The sequence below is a fragment of the Gemmatimonadaceae bacterium genome (genome assembly GCA_036496605.1).
Taxonomy (GTDB): Bacteria; Gemmatimonadota; Gemmatimonadetes; order Gemmatimonadales; family Gemmatimonadaceae; genus AG2.
Genome location: DASXKV010000067.1, coordinates 68,661 through 88,841, shown reverse-complemented (window position 1 = coordinate 88,841; position 20,181 = coordinate 68,661). Strand labels below are relative to the sequence as shown.

Here is a 20,181-nt window from a genome sequence, read left to right as displayed (position 1 = left end):
TATTACCGCTGTCGGTCGTGCGCGGCCTCCCAGGCGCGCACCCGCTTGCGCGCCGCGCCAAAAAGCCGCTCGTAGTTTTCGCGCAGCAGCTGGGCGCGCGCGGACGGCGTGAGTCGGTCGAGAAACGGCCGATAGATGTCGTACACGCGGTAGTACATCTGCGCGTTTGACGGCGCGACGACGTCCGTTCCGAACAGGAAGCGATCGGGATGGCGATTCACGAGCGCGGCGGATACGGCAATGGTCGTGTCGCTCGCGACCAGGTACTTCGCCACTTCGTCCCACGAGATGTCGAAGTAGAGGCTGCTCAACCGCGGATCATTGAGCAGTGACTCCAGCATCGCGACGTGGCCGACGACCGGCCGCACGACCCTGCCGACGCCCGTATGCGCCCAGATGATTGTGGTGTTCGGATGCCGCAGCAGCAGCGCGCGCATCTGCTCCAGATACGCCGGTGGCGATCCGGGCTTGGCGAACGGCACGTCGACGTCGTTATGTATGAGCACGAGGAGGCCGACCTCTCCCGCGAACGACAGTACGCTGTCGAGCGCAGGATCGAGCAGGCTCGCCGCGCCACCGGCGACTTTCGCCGACACGAACTCCTTGTGAATCGTGAATTCGCCGATTCCGGTGAACACGCCCGGAAAGAGCTCGAGCACACGGCGGATGTGCTCCGGTGCGTACAGATCGGTGGGATTGAACCCGGTGATCATCGGGTCGAAGCGCGCCTGGTCCGTCGGCGACAGCGCCTTGTACTCCATCGCGATCTGCGCGTCGGTGAAGCTGTAGTAGTAGAGCGGCGCGTCGGTATTGAGGTAGTACGTCGGCCCGTTGTTGCCGTCGATGCGCGCCGACCATTGCTGCTGCAGCGGAATTCCGAATAGCGCGCTGTGGCCGACCCGATGCCCCATGATGGCGAGAAACGAGTACAGATCCGGCCCCCGCTGGACATAGTTCGTGAGGTGGAAATGCGAGTCGTTGAACTCGTAGGTGGTGTCGATGGACGCCAGCTGTTGCGCGACAAGCGGAGGCGCGGTCACCAGTCCGCCGGCGACAAGGGCGAGCACGCCCGCGCGCCAGACGCCCGTCGTGAACGAGCGCGGCGTCGTGTGATGCATTGGCCGCATGACGCGGCGATATCGGTATGTCGGGATCACCTAACGAGTCTAGGCAGAATACGTGCGATGATCACCCGGCGCTGAGCAGGGTGTTACGGTTCCCGGCAGGCTAGCGCGCGCGCGCCGGGCATGCCTATTGGACCAAAGGGATTTGCGCGCCAGTGTACCGCCTAACGAGTACCGGCATGGCCGCGCTCGACTGGGACCAAAGGCCTATGGGAGCGCGCGTGATGGCGCCCTAGTCTGCTCTCGGCGAATTGATCTGTTGATCTCGACACGCAGCCGCCTTCACGGTGCGCGTCGTTCGTCCCGAATCGGACCGCTCATGCGCTTGGCACTCGTACTCGCCGCCGCCGCTCCGCTGTTCGCGTTTGCACCGCTCCGCGCCACCTCGGCGCAAGAAACGGAGGCGCTGCCCTACAAGGTCGACACGACGCTCAGGTTCCCCAACACGACCGCCGGCGAGTTCACGCCAGGCGCCGGCTTCGACATCGTCAAGACCCAGCGCGGCAGCCTGAACCTCAGCATGTACGGATTGTTCCGATACATGAATCAGTATCCAGCCGGCAATTCATTTACTGATCATCTCGGACGAGTCCGACCGGTGAACCGTCGCAATGATCTCAATTGGCAGCGCACCTTCGCCTGGATCACCGGCTTTTTCTTCGATCCGAAGTTTCGGTACAACATCACACTCTGGTCGCTGCCGACGACGCAGCAAACGCTCTTGTTCGGCAACCTGCAATACATGGCGTCGCCGGCGTTCGTCTTTGGCCTCGGCATGGGTCCGAACCTGACGGCGCGCTCGATAATGGGTCAGTGGCCATTCTTTGCGGGTTCCGACCGCCAGATGGCCGAGGAGTTCTTCCGCGGTGGATTCTCCTCAGGCGTGTGGATGACCGGGTACGTGCTGCCGCGCCTCACGTACACACTCTCCATGAACAACAACATCAGTCAGCTCGGCGTTCCGCAGAGCGTCGACTTGCCGGAGCTCACGTACAGCGCTGATCTGCGCTGGCAGCCGACGACCGGCGAGTTCGGGCCGCGTGCCGGCTTCGGCGACTTGGAGTTTCATAGTAAGGTGGCAACGCAATTCGGTGTCAGCGCCGCCGTTGCACGTGAGGATCGTGCCTCGGACAATGCGGCGCCCCCCTTTACGACGCAGATTCGCCTCTCGGACGGGGTGAATGCGTTCGAGACGGGCGCGCTGGCGCCCGGCGTCACCGTTCAGAAATTGACGTACAACTATGTCTCGGCCGACGCCAGCGCAAAGTTTCGCGGCTGGACTCTCATGAGCGAGTACTACTTCCGCTGGCTGAAGGATTTTCTCGCCGACGGTCCCCTGCCCCAATCGTCCATTTACGACAATGGCTTCATGGCCGAACTGGGTCGCATGGTGATTCCGCGAACCGTCAACGTGTATGCCGCTGGGGGTTACGTGTTCGACCAGTTCAAGCGACAGCCGTGGGAGCTGTGCGCTGGCGTCAGCTACTACCCCTATCGCAACCGATCCTGGCGGCTCAACGCGCACTACATCCACGTCGTCCGCTCACCAACGGGCTCGTTCTTCGGCTACTACACCGCCGGGCAGACGGGCACCACCTTCTCGCTTGGTACGGACATTCTGTTGTGATGAACCGGCCGCGTTAGGCAACGAATCACTCGCGTCCCGGACCAAGGTCTAATGTTTCAGGCCGTGATCGCGCTGTACCCTTTCGTCTCCCGTCGGTCCCGACACCTCGACCGAACGGAGCACACGATATGGCGACGCAGCTCCAGCTCAAGCTCACCTCGGCCGAGGCACGAGGGATAGCGAAAGAGGCCTACGTTTACGGGTTTCCACTCGTCGACAATTACCGCATTCAGTATGCGTATTTCGAGAATCGCAGCGATCCGGAGTACAAAGGCCTCTGGAATCAGCTCGTACATACCGCGCGCGTGTACACGCCCGACGACACGGCGGTGCAGACGCCGAACTCGGACACGCCGTACTCGTTTCTTGGCGCCGACCTCCGCACCGAGCCGCTCGTTCTCACGTTTGCGCCGATCGAATCGAATCGCTACTTCTCCGCGCAATTCGTCGACGCGTACACCTTCAACTTCGCGTACATCGGCACGCGCACCACGGGCAACGATGGAGGGAGCTATCTCCTCGCCGGACCGGGATGGAAGGGTGAGAAGCCGGCCAACATCAGGTCGGTCATCCAGTGCGAAACACAGCTTGCGTTCGTTCTCTATCGGACACAGCTCTTTCGTCCAGGCGACATCGACAACGTCAAGCGTGTCCAGTCGGGATACAAAGTGCAGGCCTTGTCGCAGTTCCTTGGCCGGCGAGCCCCTCCACAAGCGCCGCCGATCGACTTCATCACGCCACTCACGGCACCGGGCGAGCGCGCTTCGTTAGAGTTCTTTAACATTTTGAATTTCGTCCTGCAGTTCTGTCCGACGCATCCGTCGGAAACTGAGCTCAGCGGGCGATTGGGCGAGATTGGCGTCGGCGCGCATCTACAGTTTTCACCGACGACGCTCACATCGGACGTGCGCAAGGCCATGCAGGAGGGCATGATCGACGCGTGGCATGCGTGTCGCCTTCTCGGCCGACAATTGGCCACCGGCGAGTTGACCAGTGCTGATCTATTCGGCACGCGTGCCTACCTCAAGAACATTTATCTCTACCGTATGCTCGGCGCGGTCGATGGCATCTACGGGAACTCGAAGGAGGAGGCGTTCTCTCCTGTCTATCTGATCGATTCGAGCGGCGCGAAGCTCGACGCCTCGAGCAATCATTACACCCTACGCTTTCCGCCGGGTCAGTTTCCACCGGCAAACGCCTTCTGGTCGCTCACGATGTACTCCGTGCCCTCGCGCCTCCTCGTCGAGAATCCGATCAACCGATATCTGATCAATTCGCCGATGCTACCGGAGCTGCAGCGCGACCGCGACGGCGGGCTGACCATCTACGTGCAACACGAGCAACCGTCGAGAGATAGGGAAGCGAATTGGCTTCCCGCACCCAAAGGTCCGTTCATGCTTGTGTTGCGCCTCTATCTGCCGAAGCCCGAGGCGTACAACAGCAAGTGGACGAAGCCGCTGCTGCTGCGACGAGTCGCGTAAAGCCGCGACTCGTCGCTCCTATTGAAACGGCCCGACCCTGAACGAGACACTCGCGATCGCGGCAAGGCCGAGCAGGAGCAGTACGAACGCGACGATGAGCGTGTACGAAACGGGAAATCGGCTCTGGCCGTGAATGAGCCCGCTCTTCGTCATCTCGGTGCGCTGATTCCGAAGCGCGAGCATGAACTGAATGTGAAAGGCAATGCCAGCGAGGATCATCAGGACGCCGAGGTAGACCAGCGCCACGCCGAAGTTGCGCGCTGCATGTGCGCCGGTGAGCACGTTCTCAGCGCGCAGGTGTTGAAAGAACTGATAAATCGTGAAGCCGAAGCCGATCAGTGACAGCGATGTTCGGATCACGCTCATCAGCGTGCGGTCCGCGCTCATGCGCGTCCGCTGAAATGACATCCCCGTTCGGCGCGCCGACAGCTCGACCGAGATCTCGTCGGAACTCGCGGCCATAAGTCTACGAGATCGGCAGGAGGACGCGGAACACCGCGCCGCGGCCGCCGCCCGGCGTCACGCCATTCTCGGCGCGCACTCGTCCGTGGTGGCGCTCGACGATCGATCGCACGATGACCAGGCCCATGCCGAGCCCTTGTTTCTTCGTGGAGAAGAACGATTCGAAGAGATGCTGTTCGACGCCCGGCGCCAAGCCCGGTCCGGTGTCGCGAACCGAGATCTCCACTTCGCCGCCGTGCGTCGCCGTGCTGACGGTGACGGCGGGATCGTCGGTCGAGGTCGACGCGGAGTCCAGTGCGTTCAAGGCAAGGTTCAGCACGACTTGCTGCAGCTGGACCGGATCACCGGCAATGGGCGCGAGCGGCGACTCGAGCGACAGCTCGAGCCGCGTGCGTCGGAGCAGCGCGTCACGCTTGAGCAGATGCACCGCTTGCCTACAAACTTCGTTCAGATCGACCGCGCCCTTCGCCGGCGCGTCCTTGCGCAACAACATCCGAATATGATCGATCACATTCGCGGCGCGCACGTCGTCGTCGACGATGTCCCTGAAGATATCGATCGCCTCGCACACGTCGGGCTGCGCTCTCGAAAGGAGAAGCACTCCCGCTTCGGCGTTGGCGCGGATCGCGGCGAGTGGCTGACGCAGTTCGTGCGAAACGGCAGCGGCAAGCTCACCCACCATCGCGACGCGCCCGAGATGCGCGAGCTGACGCCGAGTCTCTTCGGCCTTGATCTCGGCCAGTCGTCGATCGGTGATGTCGATATGTGTGATGATCGCCCCTCCGTCCTCATACTCGAGACGGTCGACGCGCAGCTCGTACCAGCGTTCCTCGGGCGCCGCGGACGTATACTCGTGGCGGAAGTGCCAGGTGCCTCCGTCGAGCACAGCTTCGATTCCCTGCCGGACATCACGGGCCTCACGACAGCCACGCTCCGCAGCGCGGAGACACTCGTCGAGATAGTTCCGTCCGAGAAAGGCAGCGCGGTCGACACCGGCGCCGGCAGTGAAGGCGACGTGGCGCCACGCATCGTTGACGCGAATGATCGTTCCGCTCGCATCAAGAATGGCGATCTGCGTCGAGAGCGACGCGAGGACCGCCCGATTGAGCTGCTCGCCCTGGCGAATGACCCGCGCCGCGCGCGCTCGCGCGATGGCGCCGGCCATCAGCTCGGCGGCCGCTTCCAGTCGTCCAACGAGTCGCGGCGACCACTCCTGCCTAACGCCGTCGCGATGGAGCTCGAGCATGCCGATCCCCGTGTCATCTGCCTCGAGCGGGATTCTCAACCCGGCCGCGCCGTTCTCCGATTCGGCGGCGACGGCCGTGTGCGGCCACCTGAATATCGTCGGCGATCGCGCCGGATCGTCTCCATATTGAACGACCAGCGCACGGCTAGCGCCCGCATAGCGGGCGACCCGAGCGAGCGCATCCTCAAGCGCGCGTGGCGCCTCCTGTGGCGCGTGCCGCACGGCATCGGTGGTCAGGTCGGCCATCGTCTGTTCCCACGCGTTCTGATCTTCGATCGCGAGCTGCGCACGGCGACGCCGATGCCCCTCCGCGAGCAGGAGCGCGATCAGCGCGGTCTCTGCGATGATCAGGCCTAACGAAGCAAGGATTGCCGCGCGATAACGCTCCCAGACCGTTGGTGTGAGGTACAGCACCTCGGTATTCGGTGGGAGGTGGGATTCCGAGAGTCCCCACCGCTTCAAGGCACGCGCGTCCGCCGCGAACGTGAGCGTAGCAGCCGTCGGCTTTGGCAACGCCTCACCGAGCGGCCGCTGGATTACACGTGTAACGAGGTGGCCGGTATTGACGCCTTCCACGTCATGATGGATAACGGCCCCGCCGACAATTCCGTCGCCAATCCAGGAGTACGCGGTGAGGCGGCCGAGGCGTGCCATCGCGAAACGCAGCGCATCGGCACCCACCGCGACGACGGCATCGATCGGGAGTGCGTCATATTTGTCGGCGATGAATGGCGCAAGCTGCGGAGCCCGCCTCGGGAAGCGATCGAGGTCGAGATACTCTTCGTAGAACTCGACCGGCGCTGGGATATCGTCACGTACGGTGCGGCGGAGGCCTTGCGCGAAAACAGAAATCAGCGGCGCTTCGGGAGGTACCCCGAATAACACGAGGACGTGCACCGGACCATGAGGCGGCTGTGCGTGGATCGCCGCCGGCAGCGCGACACTCGACTGGAGCGCTACAACAACGCAAACGAAAGCGCGAAGAGTGAATCGCACGGACAGAGAGTCAGGGAGACTCGTGGCGGTGTTGCGACCTAACGCGACCGCTCAGCAAACACCATCTCGGGCGCACTCACCGATTCGACACACGACATCGTCTCGCGACAGAGAAACGGCCGAACCAGCGCGAGGAGAGCGTCCGTATCGAACGGCTTGCGCAGGTACCCGCATGCGCCAGCACGTCGCTCCAGGCGCGAGGACGGAATCTCCTCGTGAGCTGTGATGAAGATGATCGGCGTGGACCAGCCCAGCTCCGTAAGACGGTCCTGCAGCTCGAAGCCGCTGAGAGCGCCAAGATGAACGTCGAGCACGATACACCGCGGCTCGTCGGCCGTGGTGCATTCGAGAAACTCTTCCGCGGAGGCGAAAGTCTCGACATGGATTCCGCCCACTCGAAACACACGGGCCAAAGAACACCGGATGGATGCGTCATCGTCGACGACAGCGACCCATGCTTCCGACTGGGCCGTCGAGCGCGACATCGCGACTTTTTCAGACGACAACACGCAAAGGCCTCCCCTGACGAACGCGGCCACGCCCAAATTTTTCAAACACCAAAGGCCGAACCATTGGACTTTAGGGTAACGGCGTCGTTACACGACGTCTGACGGGGCTGGATTCGGCAGACCCGAGCCATTCGTCCAATGGGCCGCGCGTCCGTGCTCGAGTAACCTGAACCCATGCACGCGACCGTACTCGTCCGCCGCACCGAAAACGACCGCATCGACTGCGCTCTTGGCGAGTGCCCGGCAAGCTGCACGACCCACAAGCGCGTCGTCGCCTGGCCGACGCCCGGGAAGCTGTCGTGGACGGTGACAATGCGGGACGCTCGCAGTGGCAATCTGCTCCCGGCCGGTCAAACGATTGGTGGGTTGGAAGCGCTCTTCGAGCTCCTGGACGACGCCGGCGGAGCGATGAGCACGTCGCATTTTGGACCAACCGTGCCTAACGGAATCGGCTGGCATTGGATCAAGACGGTCTCCGAGCGAGGCTGGTTCGACTGCGGCCTTTTCGCATCGCCTGGGAGCCCGTGCTCGATTGCGAGCGGAACAGGCGCCAGGATCGTCGTGCGCTGACTTGCGGTTCACTAGACGGAGGACGCAATGGACGGAGTAATTGAATCACGAATCAGCGACATGCTCTCCCGCGGCTGGACGTTTCTCCTGCTGCGAGGGCTCGCCGCCATCGCTTTTGGTATTCTGACCTGGACGCGGCCTGGCATCTCACTCACCGCCCTTGTGCTGCTCTTCGGAGCATACGCACTCATCGACGGCATGCTCGCCGTGTCGGCGGCAGTCTCCGGCCGCAAGGAGCAAGAATACTGGTGGGTGCTTCTCCTCGGTGGTCTCATTGGGATCGGCGTCGGTATCATGACGTTCCTGAATCCCGGCGTCACGGCATTCGCCCTCTTGTTCTACATCGCGATCTGGGCGATCACGACCGGCGTGCTCGAGATCATCGTTGCGATTCGCGTACGCAAGGAAGTGCACGGCGAGTGGCGGCTGATCCTTGCCGGTCTCGCATCCGTGGCGTTTGGCGCTTTCCTGATGGCCCGGCCCGGCGCGGGCGCGCTCACCGTGCTCTGGGTGATCGCCGCCTACGCCGTTGCCTTCGGCATTCTACTCGTCATGCTCGCGTTCAAGGTGCGTGGATTCAGGCGGCAGCTCGCCCACGCCTGACGAGCGCGTCGGTGAAACGCTTCTAGTTGTAGCCGTGCTTGAGGAGGAACTGGCCTGCCTTCGGATAGTAGAGATCCGAGGGCAGCTCCCAGCCTAACGTATCGGCGAGGCGATCGTAGGTGTTGAACAGGAACGCAACGTAGAATGCGTCGACAATCGCCTCGCGCGTGACACCAGCCGCGAGCACGGGCCGGATGTCACCCGGCGAGAGCGCCTCGGGTGCGAGCGTGAATTTCTCGAGAAGCGCGATCATCGCACGGAGCTTTTCATTGATCGGCGCCGTGTTGTAGTCGGCCAGGACGAGCGCGGTTACGCCGTCGCCCAACGCTGCCTCCGCGACCGCGGAGTGAGCGTTCGTTCAAAAAACGCACTGGTTGCGGCGCGAGACGAAGGCCGCAAAGATCTCGCGCTCGCCCACGGACCAGACCGACGGTCCGCGCATGACCTGCTGGGTGAGCGCCGAGAACGACCGGCCGAAGAAATCCTTGCGGTAGAGGAGTGTCCGCACGACGCCCGGCGCGTGTCCGGCCATGAGGCGCATGGCGGCGAGCCTGAGTTTGTCGGGGAGCGAATGACCGCGATGGACGCGTTTGAGTCTCACGGCTCGTCCTTCGTGCTGTCTAGAGCGGCGAGGCCGGCGAGCAGCCGCTTGCGCGACGCGCCTAACGCGGCGCTGACGATGATCTCGAATAGTTGATCGTCGTCGTACGCCTGCTGCAATCGTGCCACGTCCTCGTCGGTCACTTTGTATGCGTGCTCCTGAATCTTGTCGACGAGGTGCTGCAAGTCGGGTGGGAGCCCCGTACCAGCTGCCGCAGCTTGCCGCAGCGATTGCTCGGTCTCGCCAGCTCCTTTGAGTACGCGCTTTAGAACTTGATCGCGCAACGTCGCGTGCGAGTCTTTCATGTCGCGATTATGATTATCTCTCCGCCCGCGCGGAAGGGTACCGCCGCAATCTTTACGAGCTTGCGACTAACGACCAGACTAGAACGATGTTGCGCAGTAGCCGCTGCCGGAGCTCGCATTCACCCAGTTCCGCTGAATGAGGAAGTTCTTCCCGCCGAGCGTCATGTTGTACGGCGCGCCGCCGGATGACTGCGACACGGCGCCGAACGTCCAGGCGCACTTGTCGGCGTTCTCATAGCCGCGCCCATCCCACCACGCCGTGCCGAACATGTCCGTCGTCGTCTCCTCCGTCTCGTGCGCGAGCGTATTCACGACGGCGTCGGCGTGCGGATCTCCGTTAGGCGATGGCGTCGACGCGAACATCGAGCAAGCGCTCGGATAGGCGTAGTCGTCGGGCATCGCCGCGTAGAGCGCCGTCTGCTGCGTGCCGCGATTGTCCGTCGTCACCGTGCCGTACCAGTGATACGCGCAGTAGCTCGTGCCGAAGCCGCCGCCCAGGTTGACCGGCCCTTCGGTGAGGATTGCGTAAAGCGTATGTGGATCGTAGACGAGATATCCGTGCTGGAATCCGTAGCTCAGCATGTCGAGCATCTGCTGATCGCTAACGGTCTGCGTGCCACTTGGCAGGAGCGGCGACTGGGTGTTGGCCCAGTAGCCCGTGTAGTTCACGACGTTGGCGATGTGCCGGCCCGTGCCGTCGGAGTACGTCGAGTTGATGTTGAAGTACGGCGATCCGCCGAGATTGCGCAGGAACAGGCCGACGAGTGATCCGTCGCCGGATGTCCTCGACGTGTTGAACGAGCCCGGCTTCGGTCCGCCCGTGTAGATCGTATTGGCGGACCAGTAGATGGCGACGACGTTCGTCGCCGACGTGAGCACGGGGCCACCGTGGTAGCGGATTGTCCCCTTGCTGCCGTTCGGGCTCGACGCGAATCGAAGCTCGTTCGCTCCGTCCTTGGTGCGCAGAACGTGAGGCTGGCCTGGAGCGTCCGCTCTCGACAACGACAACGAGGGGATGCTGCGGTCCGGCTCGACGATGCTAGGCGTATCGGCGCAGGCCGCGAGGAGAACGACCACGCTCAGAATTGCGACTTTTCTCATATACGACCTCGGAGAATGGCGCGCTGAAGGCAACACCGATGGCGCCATAAGAACGCGGATCACAGGAGGGCGCAAGTCCTGGGTCATCCAGAGCGAAGCGAACGACCGCTCTTCAGAGCGACGCCCTTGGGCTTATCTTCTCCTCGTGCCAATAGTCAATGCCAACGAAGCCGCGGCGGTCGTGACGGGCCACTCGCGCGGCATCGGTGAAGCGGTCGCCGAGCATCTGCTCGCGCGCGGTGCACGCGTGCTCGGTGTTTCCCGACACGAGAATGCCCGTCTCGCAGGTCGCTTCCCGGACACCCTGACCGAACTGCCGCTCGACGTCGGTGACGCGCCGGCGCTCCTCCGCTGGTTGGCCGGCGAGCCGCTCGAACAATTCTTCGCGGATGCCGAGACGCCCCTCCTCGTGAACAACGCTGGCGTGCTCCAGCCAATGGGGCCGCTCGAGACGCAGGAGCTCGAGAAAGTCTCGCGGGCAGTCGCGGTCAATCTGGGCGCCGCGCTCGTGCTGTCCGCGGCCTTCGTCGATGCCACGTCGGACGCGCGGGAGCGACGAGTCCTGCATGTCTCGAGTGGTGCGGCGCGGAAAGCGTACGCCGGGTGGAGCATCTATTGCGCGACGAAAGCCGGACTCGATCACCATGCGCGCTGCGTCGCGCTCGATCGCACCCCTGGGCTTCTTGTCTCGAGCGTCGCCCCAGGCGTCGTCGATACCGAGATGCAGGCCGAGATTCGCTCGAGCACCGATGAACGCTTCCCCGACCGACCGCGTTTCGTCGCCATGCATCGCGACAAGGCGTTGCCGAGCGCCGACCGCACCGGTGGGCGGCTCATTGAGTACTTGCTATCGGACATATTCGGGGCCGAACCCGTGTTCGAGCTCCGCGACTTCAATCCTTGATCGGACAGGCTTCAGCGACCCGGTGATTCCACCGCGAATGAATGAGAGAGTCTGGCGCCGGGCCGCTTCTGCCGTCTGCCTCGGAGTAGTAGCGGTCTTCGCGTGCCGGTCCAAACCGGTTCCGGTCGAGGAGCTGTACTCGACGCGCATGCTCGGCACCAGCTATCTCCAACGCAATCAGCTCGGTGAAGCGGAAAGTACCTTCAAGAAGCTCGTCGAGCTCGCTCCCGCCGACCCACTCGGCTACGCCAACCTCGGTCTCACCTATCTCGAATCGGGGCGGTACAACGAGGCTGATAAGGCGCTCAATCGCGCGCGCGAGCTGGATCCGGGGAGCACCGACATCGGGCTGATGCAGGCGACGCTCGCCTCGCTGCAAGGACGTCCAGCGGCGGCACGAACGATTCTCGAGAAGCTCCAACGCGACTCGGCCAACAGTGCGCGCATTCTCTACGCGCTCGCCGAGCTCGAGACGGGGACCGATAGCGCGGCACTCGCACGGCATGAGCAACTCCTGAAGGAAGTCCTTGCCGTCGCGCCCGCGAACCTGGCCGTCAGGCTCGAGCTGTTGAACGTGCAGGTCCAGCGGAGCGAAGCCGATAGCGCCGTTAGGCAGCTCGAGGACATTCGACGCGTTCCGCCCGAGCCGCCGGCCGAAGCCCGGGTCTACCTCGACAGCGCGATTCAACTGCTTCGCGCGCACAAGCTGGCGGAGGTACGCGGACCGCTCGACCGCCTCACGAGCCTCATGGAAACGACACAGCCGTACCAGGCAGCGCGCGAGCAGGTGAAGGGTGTGGAGGGACCCGTGCCCGGAAGGCCGGTGCTCACCTTCAATCCGGCATCGCTCATCAGTCTCCGAGGCATCCGCACGCGCGCCGTGCTCGATTCGGTGCAGTTCACCGACGTGACGGACAATTCCGGACTTCTCGACGCCGAACGTCGCGACAATCCCAATATGGGCGCGCCGTCGGCGGCGGGAGCACCGGTGGCGCTCGCCGTGGGTGACATCGACGGCGACGGAACCGACGATTTCTTCATGTCGGTGTGGTCGCCGGATCAGCGCAAGTCAGTCGCGCATCTCTTCCGCGTTCGTGGCGGCTTTGCGCGAGACGCGACAGTGAATTCGGGCATTTCCCTTCCAGAAGGCGCGACCTTCGCGGCCTTCGCCGACTACGACAACGACGGGTGGCTCGACCTGTTCGTCATCGGCGGCGAAGGCCGAGGACATCTCTTCCGTAACCACGGCAACGGCACGTTCGAGGATGTGACCTCGAAGGCCGCCGTTGGCGAGGTGCATGGCGCTCGCAAAGGAATCTTCGCCGATCTGGATCACGACGGGGATCTCGACCTGCTGCTCACGGGGAACGGACAACGCACGGTGTATCGCAACAATGCCGACGGCACTTTCACCGACGCGACGGCGAGCTTCGGGCTGGCGGGAACCAGTGACGCCCGTGATATAGCATTTGCAGATTTCGACGGCGACGGCCGGCTCGACCTGGTCATTGCCAATGCCAACGGGACTGATGCGTTACTGCACAACGGCGGCCCGCAGCGGTTCAGCGACGCGACCGCGTCGAGCGGAGTCACGAGTAGCGGCTCGGGAGCGGTCGCCGTCGGCGACTACAACAACGACGGCTATCTCGATCTCTTCTTCGCCGACGCGAACGGTGGTGAGGCCACGCTCTGGCTCAACAACGGGAATGGCACCTTCCGACGCGACGCACGCTCCGCATCGACACTCGGCGCGCTCAGCGGGCTCGCCGGCGCCGCCGCGACGTTCGTCGACTACGACAATGACGGCTGGCTCGATCTCCTGGTCGTCGGCACGCCCGTCGGCGCCAAGAGCGGCCCGGGCGTCTATCTGCTCCGAAACGATGGCACGGGACGTTTCCTCGATCGTTCGTCGTTGATTCCGCCCGCCGTGCGCGCGCAGGGAGGCGCTGCAATCGCCGTTACCGACGTCGACGAAGATGGCGATGAGGATCTACTCATCGCGAGCGCTGGTGGCACGACGCATCTCCTCCGCAATGACGGCGGGAATCACAATTTGGCAGTCGACGTCGCGCTCAAAGCGCTGCGCACGGGAAGCGGCAAGAACAACGACTTCGGCATCGGCTCGCGGCTGGAGCTTCGCGCCGGCGACATCTACCAGACGCGCGTCGCTACGGGACGCGTCACGCACTTCGGGCTCGGCCCGCATCTCAAGGCGGACGTTCTGCGTGTCGAATGGCCTAACGGTGTGCCGCAGACGATCTATGTTCCAGGCTCGGACCAGGACGTCGTCGAGAGCGAACTGCTCAAGGGCTCCTGCGCGCTGGCGTACACGTGGGACGGCACGCGCTTTCGATTCGTAACCGACGCGATGTGGCGAAGCGCGTTAGGCATGCCACTCGGCCTGATGGCGGGCACGAGCGCCTTCGCACCGGCGGGCGCGTCGCAGGAATACGTGCGCATTCCCGGCGACGCGCTCGTGCCGCGCAACGGCCGCTACGTCTTGCAGCTCACCGAGGAGCTATGGGAGACGGCCTACGCCGATCAGATCGAGCTCGTCGCGGTCGATCATCCGGACTCCGTGGACGTCTTCGTCGACGAGCGGTTCGTTCCACCGAGACCGGTCACATTGCGACTGTACGAGGTCGTTAGGCAAGGCGAACGGGCACCGCGCTCGGCGGTGGACGATCGCGGGAATGACGTCCTTCCCGCGCTGCTCGCAGCGGACGACGTCTACGTGTCGAATCTCGAGCCCACACGGTATCAGGGTGTCGTCGCGCCGCACGATCTGATTCTCGATCTCGGTGACGACGGGGGCAGCCCGGGGACCTTCCTCTTCCTCCGCGGCTGGATCTACCCGACGGACGCGAGCATCAACGTCGCGCTCTCGCAGCAGTCAGCGATCAAGGTCGCCTCGCCCTCGCTCGAGGTGCGAGACGCGAAGGGACGCTGGCGGACGGCGATTCCCGATATCGGATTTCCGTCGGGGAAGGACAAAACGCTCATCATCGATCTCTCAGGGAAATTCCCGACCGCCGATCATCACGTGCGCATTCGCACGAACATGCAGATCTATTGGGACCAGGCCTTCGTCGCCGGCGATGCGAAGACCACCCCGATGAAGGTGACGAAGCTCGAGCCGGTGTCGGCGGATTTGCACTTCCGCGGGTTCTCACGCATGTATCGCAAAGGCGGCCGCTACGGACCGTACTGGTTCGCCTATGACGACGTTTCGAAGACGTCGCCCTGGCGGCCGATCGACGGCGCGTTCACACGCTTCGGCGACGTGCTGCCACTGCTGCGCAAGCCGGACGACATGTACGTGATCATGGGCGCGGGTGACGAGGCAACGATTCAGTTCGATGCCAGCTCGGAGTCCTCGTTGCCCGCTGGCTGGACGCGCGATTTCCTGCTCTACACCGACGGGTGGATCAAGGACTCCGATCTCAATACCGCGTTTGGAACGAGCGTAGAGCCGCTGCCGTTCCACGCCAACAAGTCGTATCCCGGGGCGGCTGGAGACACATACCCGTCGGACTCGATGCACGACGCGTACTTGCGTGAGTACGACACACGTGTCGTCCGGAGAGCGCGAGATCCCGAGAAGCGCTAAATCTCGAAGGGCGCGAAGTGCCGAAAGGCGCCAAGTCCCGTTATTTGATCCACCCGCCTTCGCTGCGCGCGGCGAAGACTCGGGGGACCTCACCGCCGGCGTCGTACACGACGACGTGCCCCTCCACTAAGAGGAACACGGCGTGAGCGAAAGTCGCTAGTCCATCCGCCGAAGCGCCTCGTGATTCCGCGGAGAAATCGCGGTCGTGTCGTGTTTGCCGCGGGCGTGTCGTGTTTTGCTTCGGGCGTGTCGTGTTTTGCTTCGGGCGTGTCGTGTGAAGTCACGGTCGTGTCGTGAAATGCGGGCGTCGCCTGCCAACAAATCAGGGTGACTGCCAACTTTGTCGCGGTCGTGTCCTACATTGCCGCGGTGCACTCGCTCTGATCACGCGTCGCCTTCGGTTTTGCGTGCGTCGCCATTGGAGTTACTACCGGCGACTTCGCTTTTGTCCCGGTCGCGTTCCGAGTTGTCGCGGGCGCCTCACGATTTGGCAGGTGATACTGCCTATCTGGCGACGGCTCGGGAGTTTTTGCCGCGGTCACCTTCGAAGGTGGAACGTTCACCTTCGAAGTTGGAAGGTTCACCTTCAAAGGTGAAACGTTCGCCTCTTTTGTCGGAGGTGCGGCGCACGCGAGCGGCCGCGTCGCGCTCGCGAAGCTCCACGATGCGATCGCACCTGAGCGAGCGATCGACCTCGGTGAACACGTCGGCGTCCTGCGTCAACAGGAGTCGCGCGGATCGGAACGGAGAGAATCGAAGCGCCCTAAGTCCCGAAGGGCGCGAACACCGTCCGCCCATGCCGCCGTTTGGGACGTAGCGCCGTTTGGGAGTCGGCAATATCGGCTTTCGCTAACCCTCCCCCGAAGCTACCGTCTACACGTGCCCCGCCGCCCACCCCACGCCGCGCGTCGCGCAATTATCGCCGTCCCCTTCTTCGCCGCGATCCTCCTCGCCATGCGTCTGGATCGTGGGCCTTTGCGTATCCCAGCGGACGCGGCGCACCCAGGGTTCGTACTGCGCGACGAAACCAAGGCCGCCGGTATCGATTTCGTCCACCACCGGCCGGTCTTCGATCCTCAGATCGCCAACGTCGAGCCCCACGTCGCCGCGCTGGGCGCCTCGGTCTCGGTCGCCGACTTCGACGGCGATGGGTGGCCCGATCTCTACTTCACCAACAGCCGCTTCGGCGAGCCGAACGCGCTCTATCGCAACAAGCACGACGGAACCTTCGAGGAAGTCGCCGCCAGCGCGGGCCTGGCCGATCTCAATCGCCCCGGCGAAGGCGTGTCGATGGGCAGCGTCTGGGGCGACTACGACAACGACGGCCGCGAAGACGTCCTCGTCTATCGCTACGGCTACCTCGCGCTCTTCAAAAACCTGGACGGCAAGCATTTCAAGGACGTCACCGAGGCAGCGGGACTCAAGCGTTGGGTGAACAGCAACGGCGCGATCTGGATCGACTACGATCGCGATGGCAAGCTCGATCTTTTCGTCACCGGCTACTTCCGGCGCGACGTCGATCTCTGGCACCTGACGACGACGCGCATCATGCACAACAGCTTCGAGTTCGCGACGAACGGCGGCGGCAATCTCCTCTTTCACAACGTCGGCAACGGCAAATTCGAGGACGTGACGGACAAGATGGGGGTGCGCGGCTCGCGCTGGACGCTGGCGGCGGCGGCGGCCGACTTCAATGGCGATGGCTGGCCGGACCTCTATGTTGCAAACGACTACGGACCGGAGGAGCTCTATCTAAACGACCACGGGCGCCGCTTTGTGCTGTCCAACGCGGGACTGGAGAGTGAATCGAAGAGTGGGATGGCGGTCGCGTTAGGCGACGCCTTCAATCGCGGACGGCTCGACGCGTTTGTAACAAATATCTCCGAGCGCGGCTACCTCTTTCAAAACAACAACCTGCGGCTCAATCAGATGTCAGAGTTGGGTCGCTTCAAGAACGTCGCCGACGGCCAGCTTGCGGACGCGGGATGGGCGTGGGGCGCGCAGTTCGGGGATTTGAACAACGACGGCGCGAACGAGCTGTTCGTCGCGAACGGTTTCATCTCCGCCGACCGGCAGAAAAGCTACTGGTACGCGATGTCGAAGATCGCCGGTGCGAACGGCAAGCTGTTCGAGGATGCCAAATCCTGGCCCGCCTTTGCCGACGCCAGCCTTTCGGGGTACGAGCGCTCGCGCGTTTACCTCAATCGCGGTGTGGCAGGGTGGGTCGACGTTGCGAAGACCGTCGGCGCGACCGACGAATACGACGGCCGCGCGGTCGCGCTCGCCGACCTCTCCAATCGCGGCGCGGTCGACGTCATCGTGGCGAATCAGAATCAGCCGGCAATTCTCTATCGCGACTACCCTGACAGCACGAACCATTGGATTGCGTTCAAGCTCGTCGCCACCCACAGCAACCGCAGCGCGATCGGCGCCGAGGTAACGCTCGATGCGGGCGAGCTTGTGCAGCGGCGGGTCATTGACGGCGGCTCGGGCTTCGCGAGTCAGAATGATCGTCGGCTTCACTTCGGCCTCGGCCATCACGACTGGGTCGATCGCGTCGTCATTCAGTGGCCGTCAGGGACGGTTCAGGTATTGAGCCGCCCTTCTATAGATAGCTTCGTCACCGTCAACGAGCCGCAGCGCTGACGCCGACGTGAGCGACACGACTCATCCGACGATGGCCGAGCCCAGCGTGTTCGCGCGCGCGTGGGAGCAGGGACGGCGGATCGATCCGCGATATCTCATCGCGTTTCTCATCACGCTCGTCCTGCTCGCGGCGCAGTTCCGATATCACATGTTCGGCGGATACGAGCGTCTCGCGCTCGCACTCGCGACGTGCTTGGCGACGGAGGCAGTGCTCTCCTGGTTCGATCGTGGCAAGGTCGTCAATCTTCAGAGCGCGTACATCAGCGGCATCAGTCTCACGCTGCTCATCAAGCCGCAAGGCGTCGCGCTCTGGCCGTTCGCGCTCGGCGGATTCCTGGCGATCTCGTCGAAGTACGTTCTGCGCTATCGAGACAATCACCTCTGGAATCCGACCAACTTCGCGATCACCGTCCTGTTGCTGACCGCGCCAGATCGGGTGTCGGTGCTGAGCCACCAGTTCGGGAATGATCTCGCGACCAACGCGATTATCTGGGCCTTCGGGCTCATCATTGCGGCTCGCGTCGGCGTCCTGCACATCACGTTGACGTACCTGGCAAGCTTCCTGGTTCTCGGCAGCATTCGAGCGGCTGCGCTCGGAATGCCGGTGCTGCCGGAGATAGCGCCAATCACGGGGCCGATGTATCAGCTATTCGTGTTCTTCATGATCACGGACCCGCGAACGGTGGTCAAAGGGCGTCGCAGACAGGTGATCGTGGCCGTCTTGATTGCAGTTATGGAAACGCTGATCCGCTACGCGGCGGATCGCGGCCTGCCTCTGCCGACGGCGTTCAGCGCCGCACCCGCGTTCCTGGCGCTCGCGATCGTCGGGCCAATCGCAAAATGGATCGACCTCTGGCGAAATCCACCGAAGCGGCCAACAGCCGCTAAGGCGCCGACCAGTCAGGTGTTGCGACAACATGATCCGGCGCTGATGCCGCGGTGAGTTCCGTCTGACGGGAGCGAAATAGCGTGGCTCGCGAAAACCCGAACCGGAGCCACCTATGCGCACGACGTTCTGTTACATCGCCCTCGCCGCAGCCGCCATCATTTCCGTCGTCGGCTGTCAAGACCAGAAGGATCTGTTCGCGCCCAAGGCGCCGAGCGCCATGTACGTCCCGCTGCCGCTGCCCCCCATCAATATCATTTTGCCCCGACCCGGCGACCTGATGGAAATCGCCGCCGGTGATCAGCACACGTGCGTGAGAAAGCGAAGCGGGGCCGTGTCGTGTTGGGGCTGGAACAGGTATGGGCAGCTTGGCGTGACGACGAACACGCAGTGCGGCACGTTCTCGAGTGATGGCCAATGCTCCAAACAGCCAGTGCTCGTGACGGCGCCGGCAAATGCGAGCTTCGTCAGCGCGACACACATCACGGCGGGATCACAGCACACCTGCGCGACAGACGCGAATGGCGCCGCGTGGTGCTGGGGGTACAACTACTATGGCCAGATCGGCAAAGGCACCGGCGGCGACCAGGCCAGTCCGCTGATGGTGCCCGGCGGGTTCGTCTTCGGTTCACTCGCAGCCGGCGGCGAGACGACTTGCGGCACGACCAACGGAAGCATCCTGCTGTGCTGGGGCCAGTTTCCCCTCGCACCGGGACCCGCCGGCCGCTCGTACTCGCCGGCACAAGTGGCGACCGGCTCCTACTTCTCGGCCATGGCCGTCGCAAACGATCATGCCTGCGGAAACATCGGCAACAACAACTGGCTGTGCTGGGGCTCGAACAAGTACGGGCAGCTCGGTACGGACACGACAGCCCTCCAGTCCTCGACGCCTTACACCTGGGTTCACGTAATCGATGGCGCGAGCCACGTCGCGGTTACTGCCGGAACAACATGCGCGGACCAGTCGAACGGGACCGAACAATGCTTCGGGCACAACGTGCTCTTGTCAAACAACCTGGGGCAGTTTGGCTTGCTCGGTAATGCGAGTTTCTGGGGCAACGCGACCTTCCTGCCGCAGACGACTGGCCCGCTGCATGGCGTCTCACTGAGCTCGAACCACGGATGCGGTCTCGACGCGACCAACGCCGCATTTTGCTGGGGTCTCGGTGACTTCGGACAGCTCGGCAACAGCAGCTCGCAGGGATCGACGGCCATTGTCCCGGTCTCCGGCGGTCATACGTATCGTGCACTCACGGTCGGTCTGAACCACTCGTGCGGGATCGGGACCGACAATCATGTCTATTGCTGGGGCGATAACTACTACGGGCAGCTTGGTCAGCCGTCGGCATCGATCTACGGCGTGAACACGCCGGTGCAGGCGATCGATCCCTAATCGCCATCATCGAATCGTTCGTGAGTCCGCTGCCTTCGTTAGGTGGCGGACTCTCTCTTTTCGCGGCGAGACTTCGAAAAGTCGAGCGCGTAGCGCAAGGTATGGTTCCGTTCCACC

At 63.3% G+C, this 20,181-nt stretch carries 18 protein-coding genes; 9 read left to right on the top strand and 9 right to left on the bottom strand.

Annotation, left to right across the window (positions count from 1 at the left end; genetic code table 11):
* Nucleotides 1-2: 2 nt before the first annotated feature.
* Nucleotides 3-1,127 carry an amidohydrolase family protein gene (locus tag VGH98_24980; GenBank protein HEY2379260.1) on the bottom strand — a complete coding sequence of 375 codons (1,125 nt, stop codon included), beginning with the start codon at nt 1,125-1,127 and terminating at the stop codon, nt 3-5.
* A gap of 316 nt (nt 1,128-1,443) precedes the next feature.
* Here VGH98_24980 and VGH98_24975 point away from each other — a divergent pair, with 316 nt between their 5' ends.
* Together VGH98_24975 and VGH98_24970 are read left to right on the top strand one after the other, a co-directional pair.
* The gene (locus tag VGH98_24975; protein HEY2379259.1) at nt 1,444-2,751 is read left to right on the top strand and encodes a hypothetical protein; all 1,308 of its coding nucleotides are present in this window, start codon (nt 1,444-1,446) and stop codon (nt 2,749-2,751) included.
* Between the two features lie 128 nt (nt 2,752-2,879).
* Complete coding sequence (locus VGH98_24970) at nt 2,880-4,232, top strand: DUF1254 domain-containing protein (GenBank protein ID HEY2379258.1); 1,353 nt, start codon at nt 2,880-2,882, stop codon at nt 4,230-4,232.
* Nucleotides 4,233-4,250: 18 nt separating this feature from the next.
* Here the strand turns inward: VGH98_24970 and VGH98_24965 are convergent, their stop codons facing one another.
* Genes VGH98_24965 through VGH98_24955 form a run of 3 tightly spaced genes read right to left on the bottom strand, consistent with a single transcriptional unit; the run spans nt 4,251 to nt 7,445 of the window.
* Nucleotides 4,251-4,694 (bottom strand): DUF202 domain-containing protein, encoded by a 444-nt coding sequence (locus VGH98_24965; protein ID HEY2379257.1) that lies wholly within the window; start codon nt 4,692-4,694, stop codon nt 4,251-4,253.
* A gap of 4 nt (nt 4,695-4,698) precedes the next feature.
* Nucleotides 4,699-6,936, bottom strand: coding sequence for an ATP-binding protein (locus VGH98_24960; protein HEY2379256.1), 2,238 nt, complete (start codon nt 6,934-6,936; stop codon nt 4,699-4,701).
* A gap of 38 nt (nt 6,937-6,974) precedes the next feature.
* Nucleotides 6,975-7,445: a response regulator gene (locus tag VGH98_24955; GenBank protein HEY2379255.1), complete on the bottom strand. Its 471-nt coding sequence runs from the start codon at nt 7,443-7,445 to the stop codon at nt 6,975-6,977.
* 174 nt (nt 7,446-7,619) lie between these two features.
* On the opposite strand from VGH98_24955, the gene VGH98_24950 reads away from it, so the two are divergent.
* Both VGH98_24950 and VGH98_24945 read left to right on the top strand, forming a co-directional pair.
* Entirely contained in the window at nt 7,620-8,015 is a 396-nt protein-coding gene (locus tag VGH98_24950) for a hypothetical protein (protein HEY2379254.1), read from the top strand.
* A gap of 27 nt (nt 8,016-8,042) precedes the next feature.
* A complete protein-coding gene (locus tag VGH98_24945) occupies nt 8,043-8,618 on the top strand; it encodes an HdeD family acid-resistance protein (GenBank protein HEY2379253.1) in 576 nt (191 codons plus the stop codon).
* A gap of 22 nt (nt 8,619-8,640) precedes the next feature.
* On the opposite strand, the gene VGH98_24940 is transcribed toward VGH98_24945, so the two are convergent.
* The 4 genes from VGH98_24940 to VGH98_24925 form a co-directional block, all read right to left on the bottom strand.
* The gene (locus VGH98_24940; GenBank protein ID HEY2379252.1) at nt 8,641-8,943 is read right to left on the bottom strand and encodes a hypothetical protein; all 303 of its coding nucleotides are present in this window, start codon (nt 8,941-8,943) and stop codon (nt 8,641-8,643) included.
* Nucleotides 8,944-8,976: 33 nt separating this feature from the next.
* Entirely contained in the window at nt 8,977-9,219 is a 243-nt protein-coding gene (locus VGH98_24935) for a hypothetical protein (GenBank protein ID HEY2379251.1), read from the bottom strand.
* Nucleotides 9,216-9,524 carry a hypothetical protein gene (locus VGH98_24930; GenBank protein ID HEY2379250.1) on the bottom strand — a complete coding sequence of 103 codons (309 nt, stop codon included), beginning with the start codon at nt 9,522-9,524 and terminating at the stop codon, nt 9,216-9,218. The genes VGH98_24935 and VGH98_24930 overlap by 4 nt, the downstream gene beginning before the upstream one ends.
* 78 nt (nt 9,525-9,602) lie before the next feature.
* Nucleotides 9,603-10,625: a hypothetical protein gene (locus VGH98_24925; GenBank protein ID HEY2379249.1), complete on the bottom strand. Its 1,023-nt coding sequence runs from the start codon at nt 10,623-10,625 to the stop codon at nt 9,603-9,605.
* A gap of 145 nt (nt 10,626-10,770) precedes the next feature.
* Between VGH98_24925 and VGH98_24920 the strand changes: the two genes are divergently transcribed.
* Together VGH98_24920 and VGH98_24915 are read left to right on the top strand one after the other, a co-directional pair.
* Nucleotides 10,771-11,529: an SDR family oxidoreductase gene (locus VGH98_24920; protein HEY2379248.1), complete on the top strand. Its 759-nt coding sequence runs from the start codon at nt 10,771-10,773 to the stop codon at nt 11,527-11,529.
* 37 nt (nt 11,530-11,566) lie between these two features.
* Complete coding sequence (locus VGH98_24915; GenBank protein ID HEY2379247.1) at nt 11,567-15,139, top strand: FG-GAP-like repeat-containing protein; 3,573 nt, start codon at nt 11,567-11,569, stop codon at nt 15,137-15,139.
* 504 nt (nt 15,140-15,643) lie between these two features.
* On the opposite strand, the gene VGH98_24910 is transcribed toward VGH98_24915, so the two are convergent.
* Nucleotides 15,644-15,862 (bottom strand): hypothetical protein, encoded by a 219-nt coding sequence (locus VGH98_24910; protein HEY2379246.1) that lies wholly within the window; start codon nt 15,860-15,862, stop codon nt 15,644-15,646.
* A gap of 156 nt (nt 15,863-16,018) precedes the next feature.
* On the opposite strand from VGH98_24910, the gene VGH98_24905 reads away from it, so the two are divergent.
* From VGH98_24905 to VGH98_24895, 3 genes are read left to right on the top strand one after another with little or no spacing between them, the layout of a single operon-like run.
* Complete coding sequence (locus tag VGH98_24905) at nt 16,019-17,785, top strand: CRTAC1 family protein (GenBank protein ID HEY2379245.1); 1,767 nt, start codon at nt 16,019-16,021, stop codon at nt 17,783-17,785.
* 7 nt (nt 17,786-17,792) lie between these two features.
* On the top strand, nt 17,793-18,728 hold the full coding sequence (locus tag VGH98_24900; GenBank protein HEY2379244.1) for an RnfABCDGE type electron transport complex subunit D: 936 nt from the start codon (nt 17,793-17,795) through the stop codon (nt 18,726-18,728).
* 58 nt (nt 18,729-18,786) lie between these two features.
* Nucleotides 18,787-20,064, top strand: coding sequence for a hypothetical protein (locus VGH98_24895; GenBank protein HEY2379243.1), 1,278 nt, complete (start codon nt 18,787-18,789; stop codon nt 20,062-20,064).
* Nucleotides 20,065-20,181 lie beyond the last annotated feature (117 nt).

Excerpts from the sequence above, each read along its gene's own strand:
- VGH98_24980 (HEY2379260.1), bottom strand. The coding sequence starts at position 1,127 with ATGCGGCCAATGCATCACACGACGCCGCGCTCGTTCACGACGGGCGTC.
- VGH98_24975 (HEY2379259.1), top strand. The coding sequence starts at position 1,444 with ATGCGCTTGGCACTCGTACTCGCCGCCGCCGCTCCGCTGTTCGCGTTT.
- VGH98_24970 (HEY2379258.1), top strand. The coding sequence starts at position 2,880 with ATGGCGACGCAGCTCCAGCTCAAGCTCACCTCGGCCGAGGCACGAGGG.
- VGH98_24965 (HEY2379257.1), bottom strand. The coding sequence starts at position 4,694 with ATGGCCGCGAGTTCCGACGAGATCTCGGTCGAGCTGTCGGCGCGCCGA.
- VGH98_24950 (HEY2379254.1), top strand. The coding sequence starts at position 7,620 with ATGCACGCGACCGTACTCGTCCGCCGCACCGAAAACGACCGCATCGAC.
- VGH98_24945 (HEY2379253.1), top strand. The coding sequence starts at position 8,043 with ATGGACGGAGTAATTGAATCACGAATCAGCGACATGCTCTCCCGCGGC.
- VGH98_24930 (HEY2379250.1), bottom strand. The coding sequence starts at position 9,524 with ATGAAAGACTCGCACGCGACGTTGCGCGATCAAGTTCTAAAGCGCGTA.
- VGH98_24925 (HEY2379249.1), bottom strand. The coding sequence starts at position 10,625 with ATGAGAAAAGTCGCAATTCTGAGCGTGGTCGTTCTCCTCGCGGCCTGC.
- VGH98_24915 (HEY2379247.1), top strand. The coding sequence starts at position 11,567 with ATGAATGAGAGAGTCTGGCGCCGGGCCGCTTCTGCCGTCTGCCTCGGA.
- VGH98_24895 (HEY2379243.1), top strand. The coding sequence starts at position 18,787 with ATGCGCACGACGTTCTGTTACATCGCCCTCGCCGCAGCCGCCATCATT.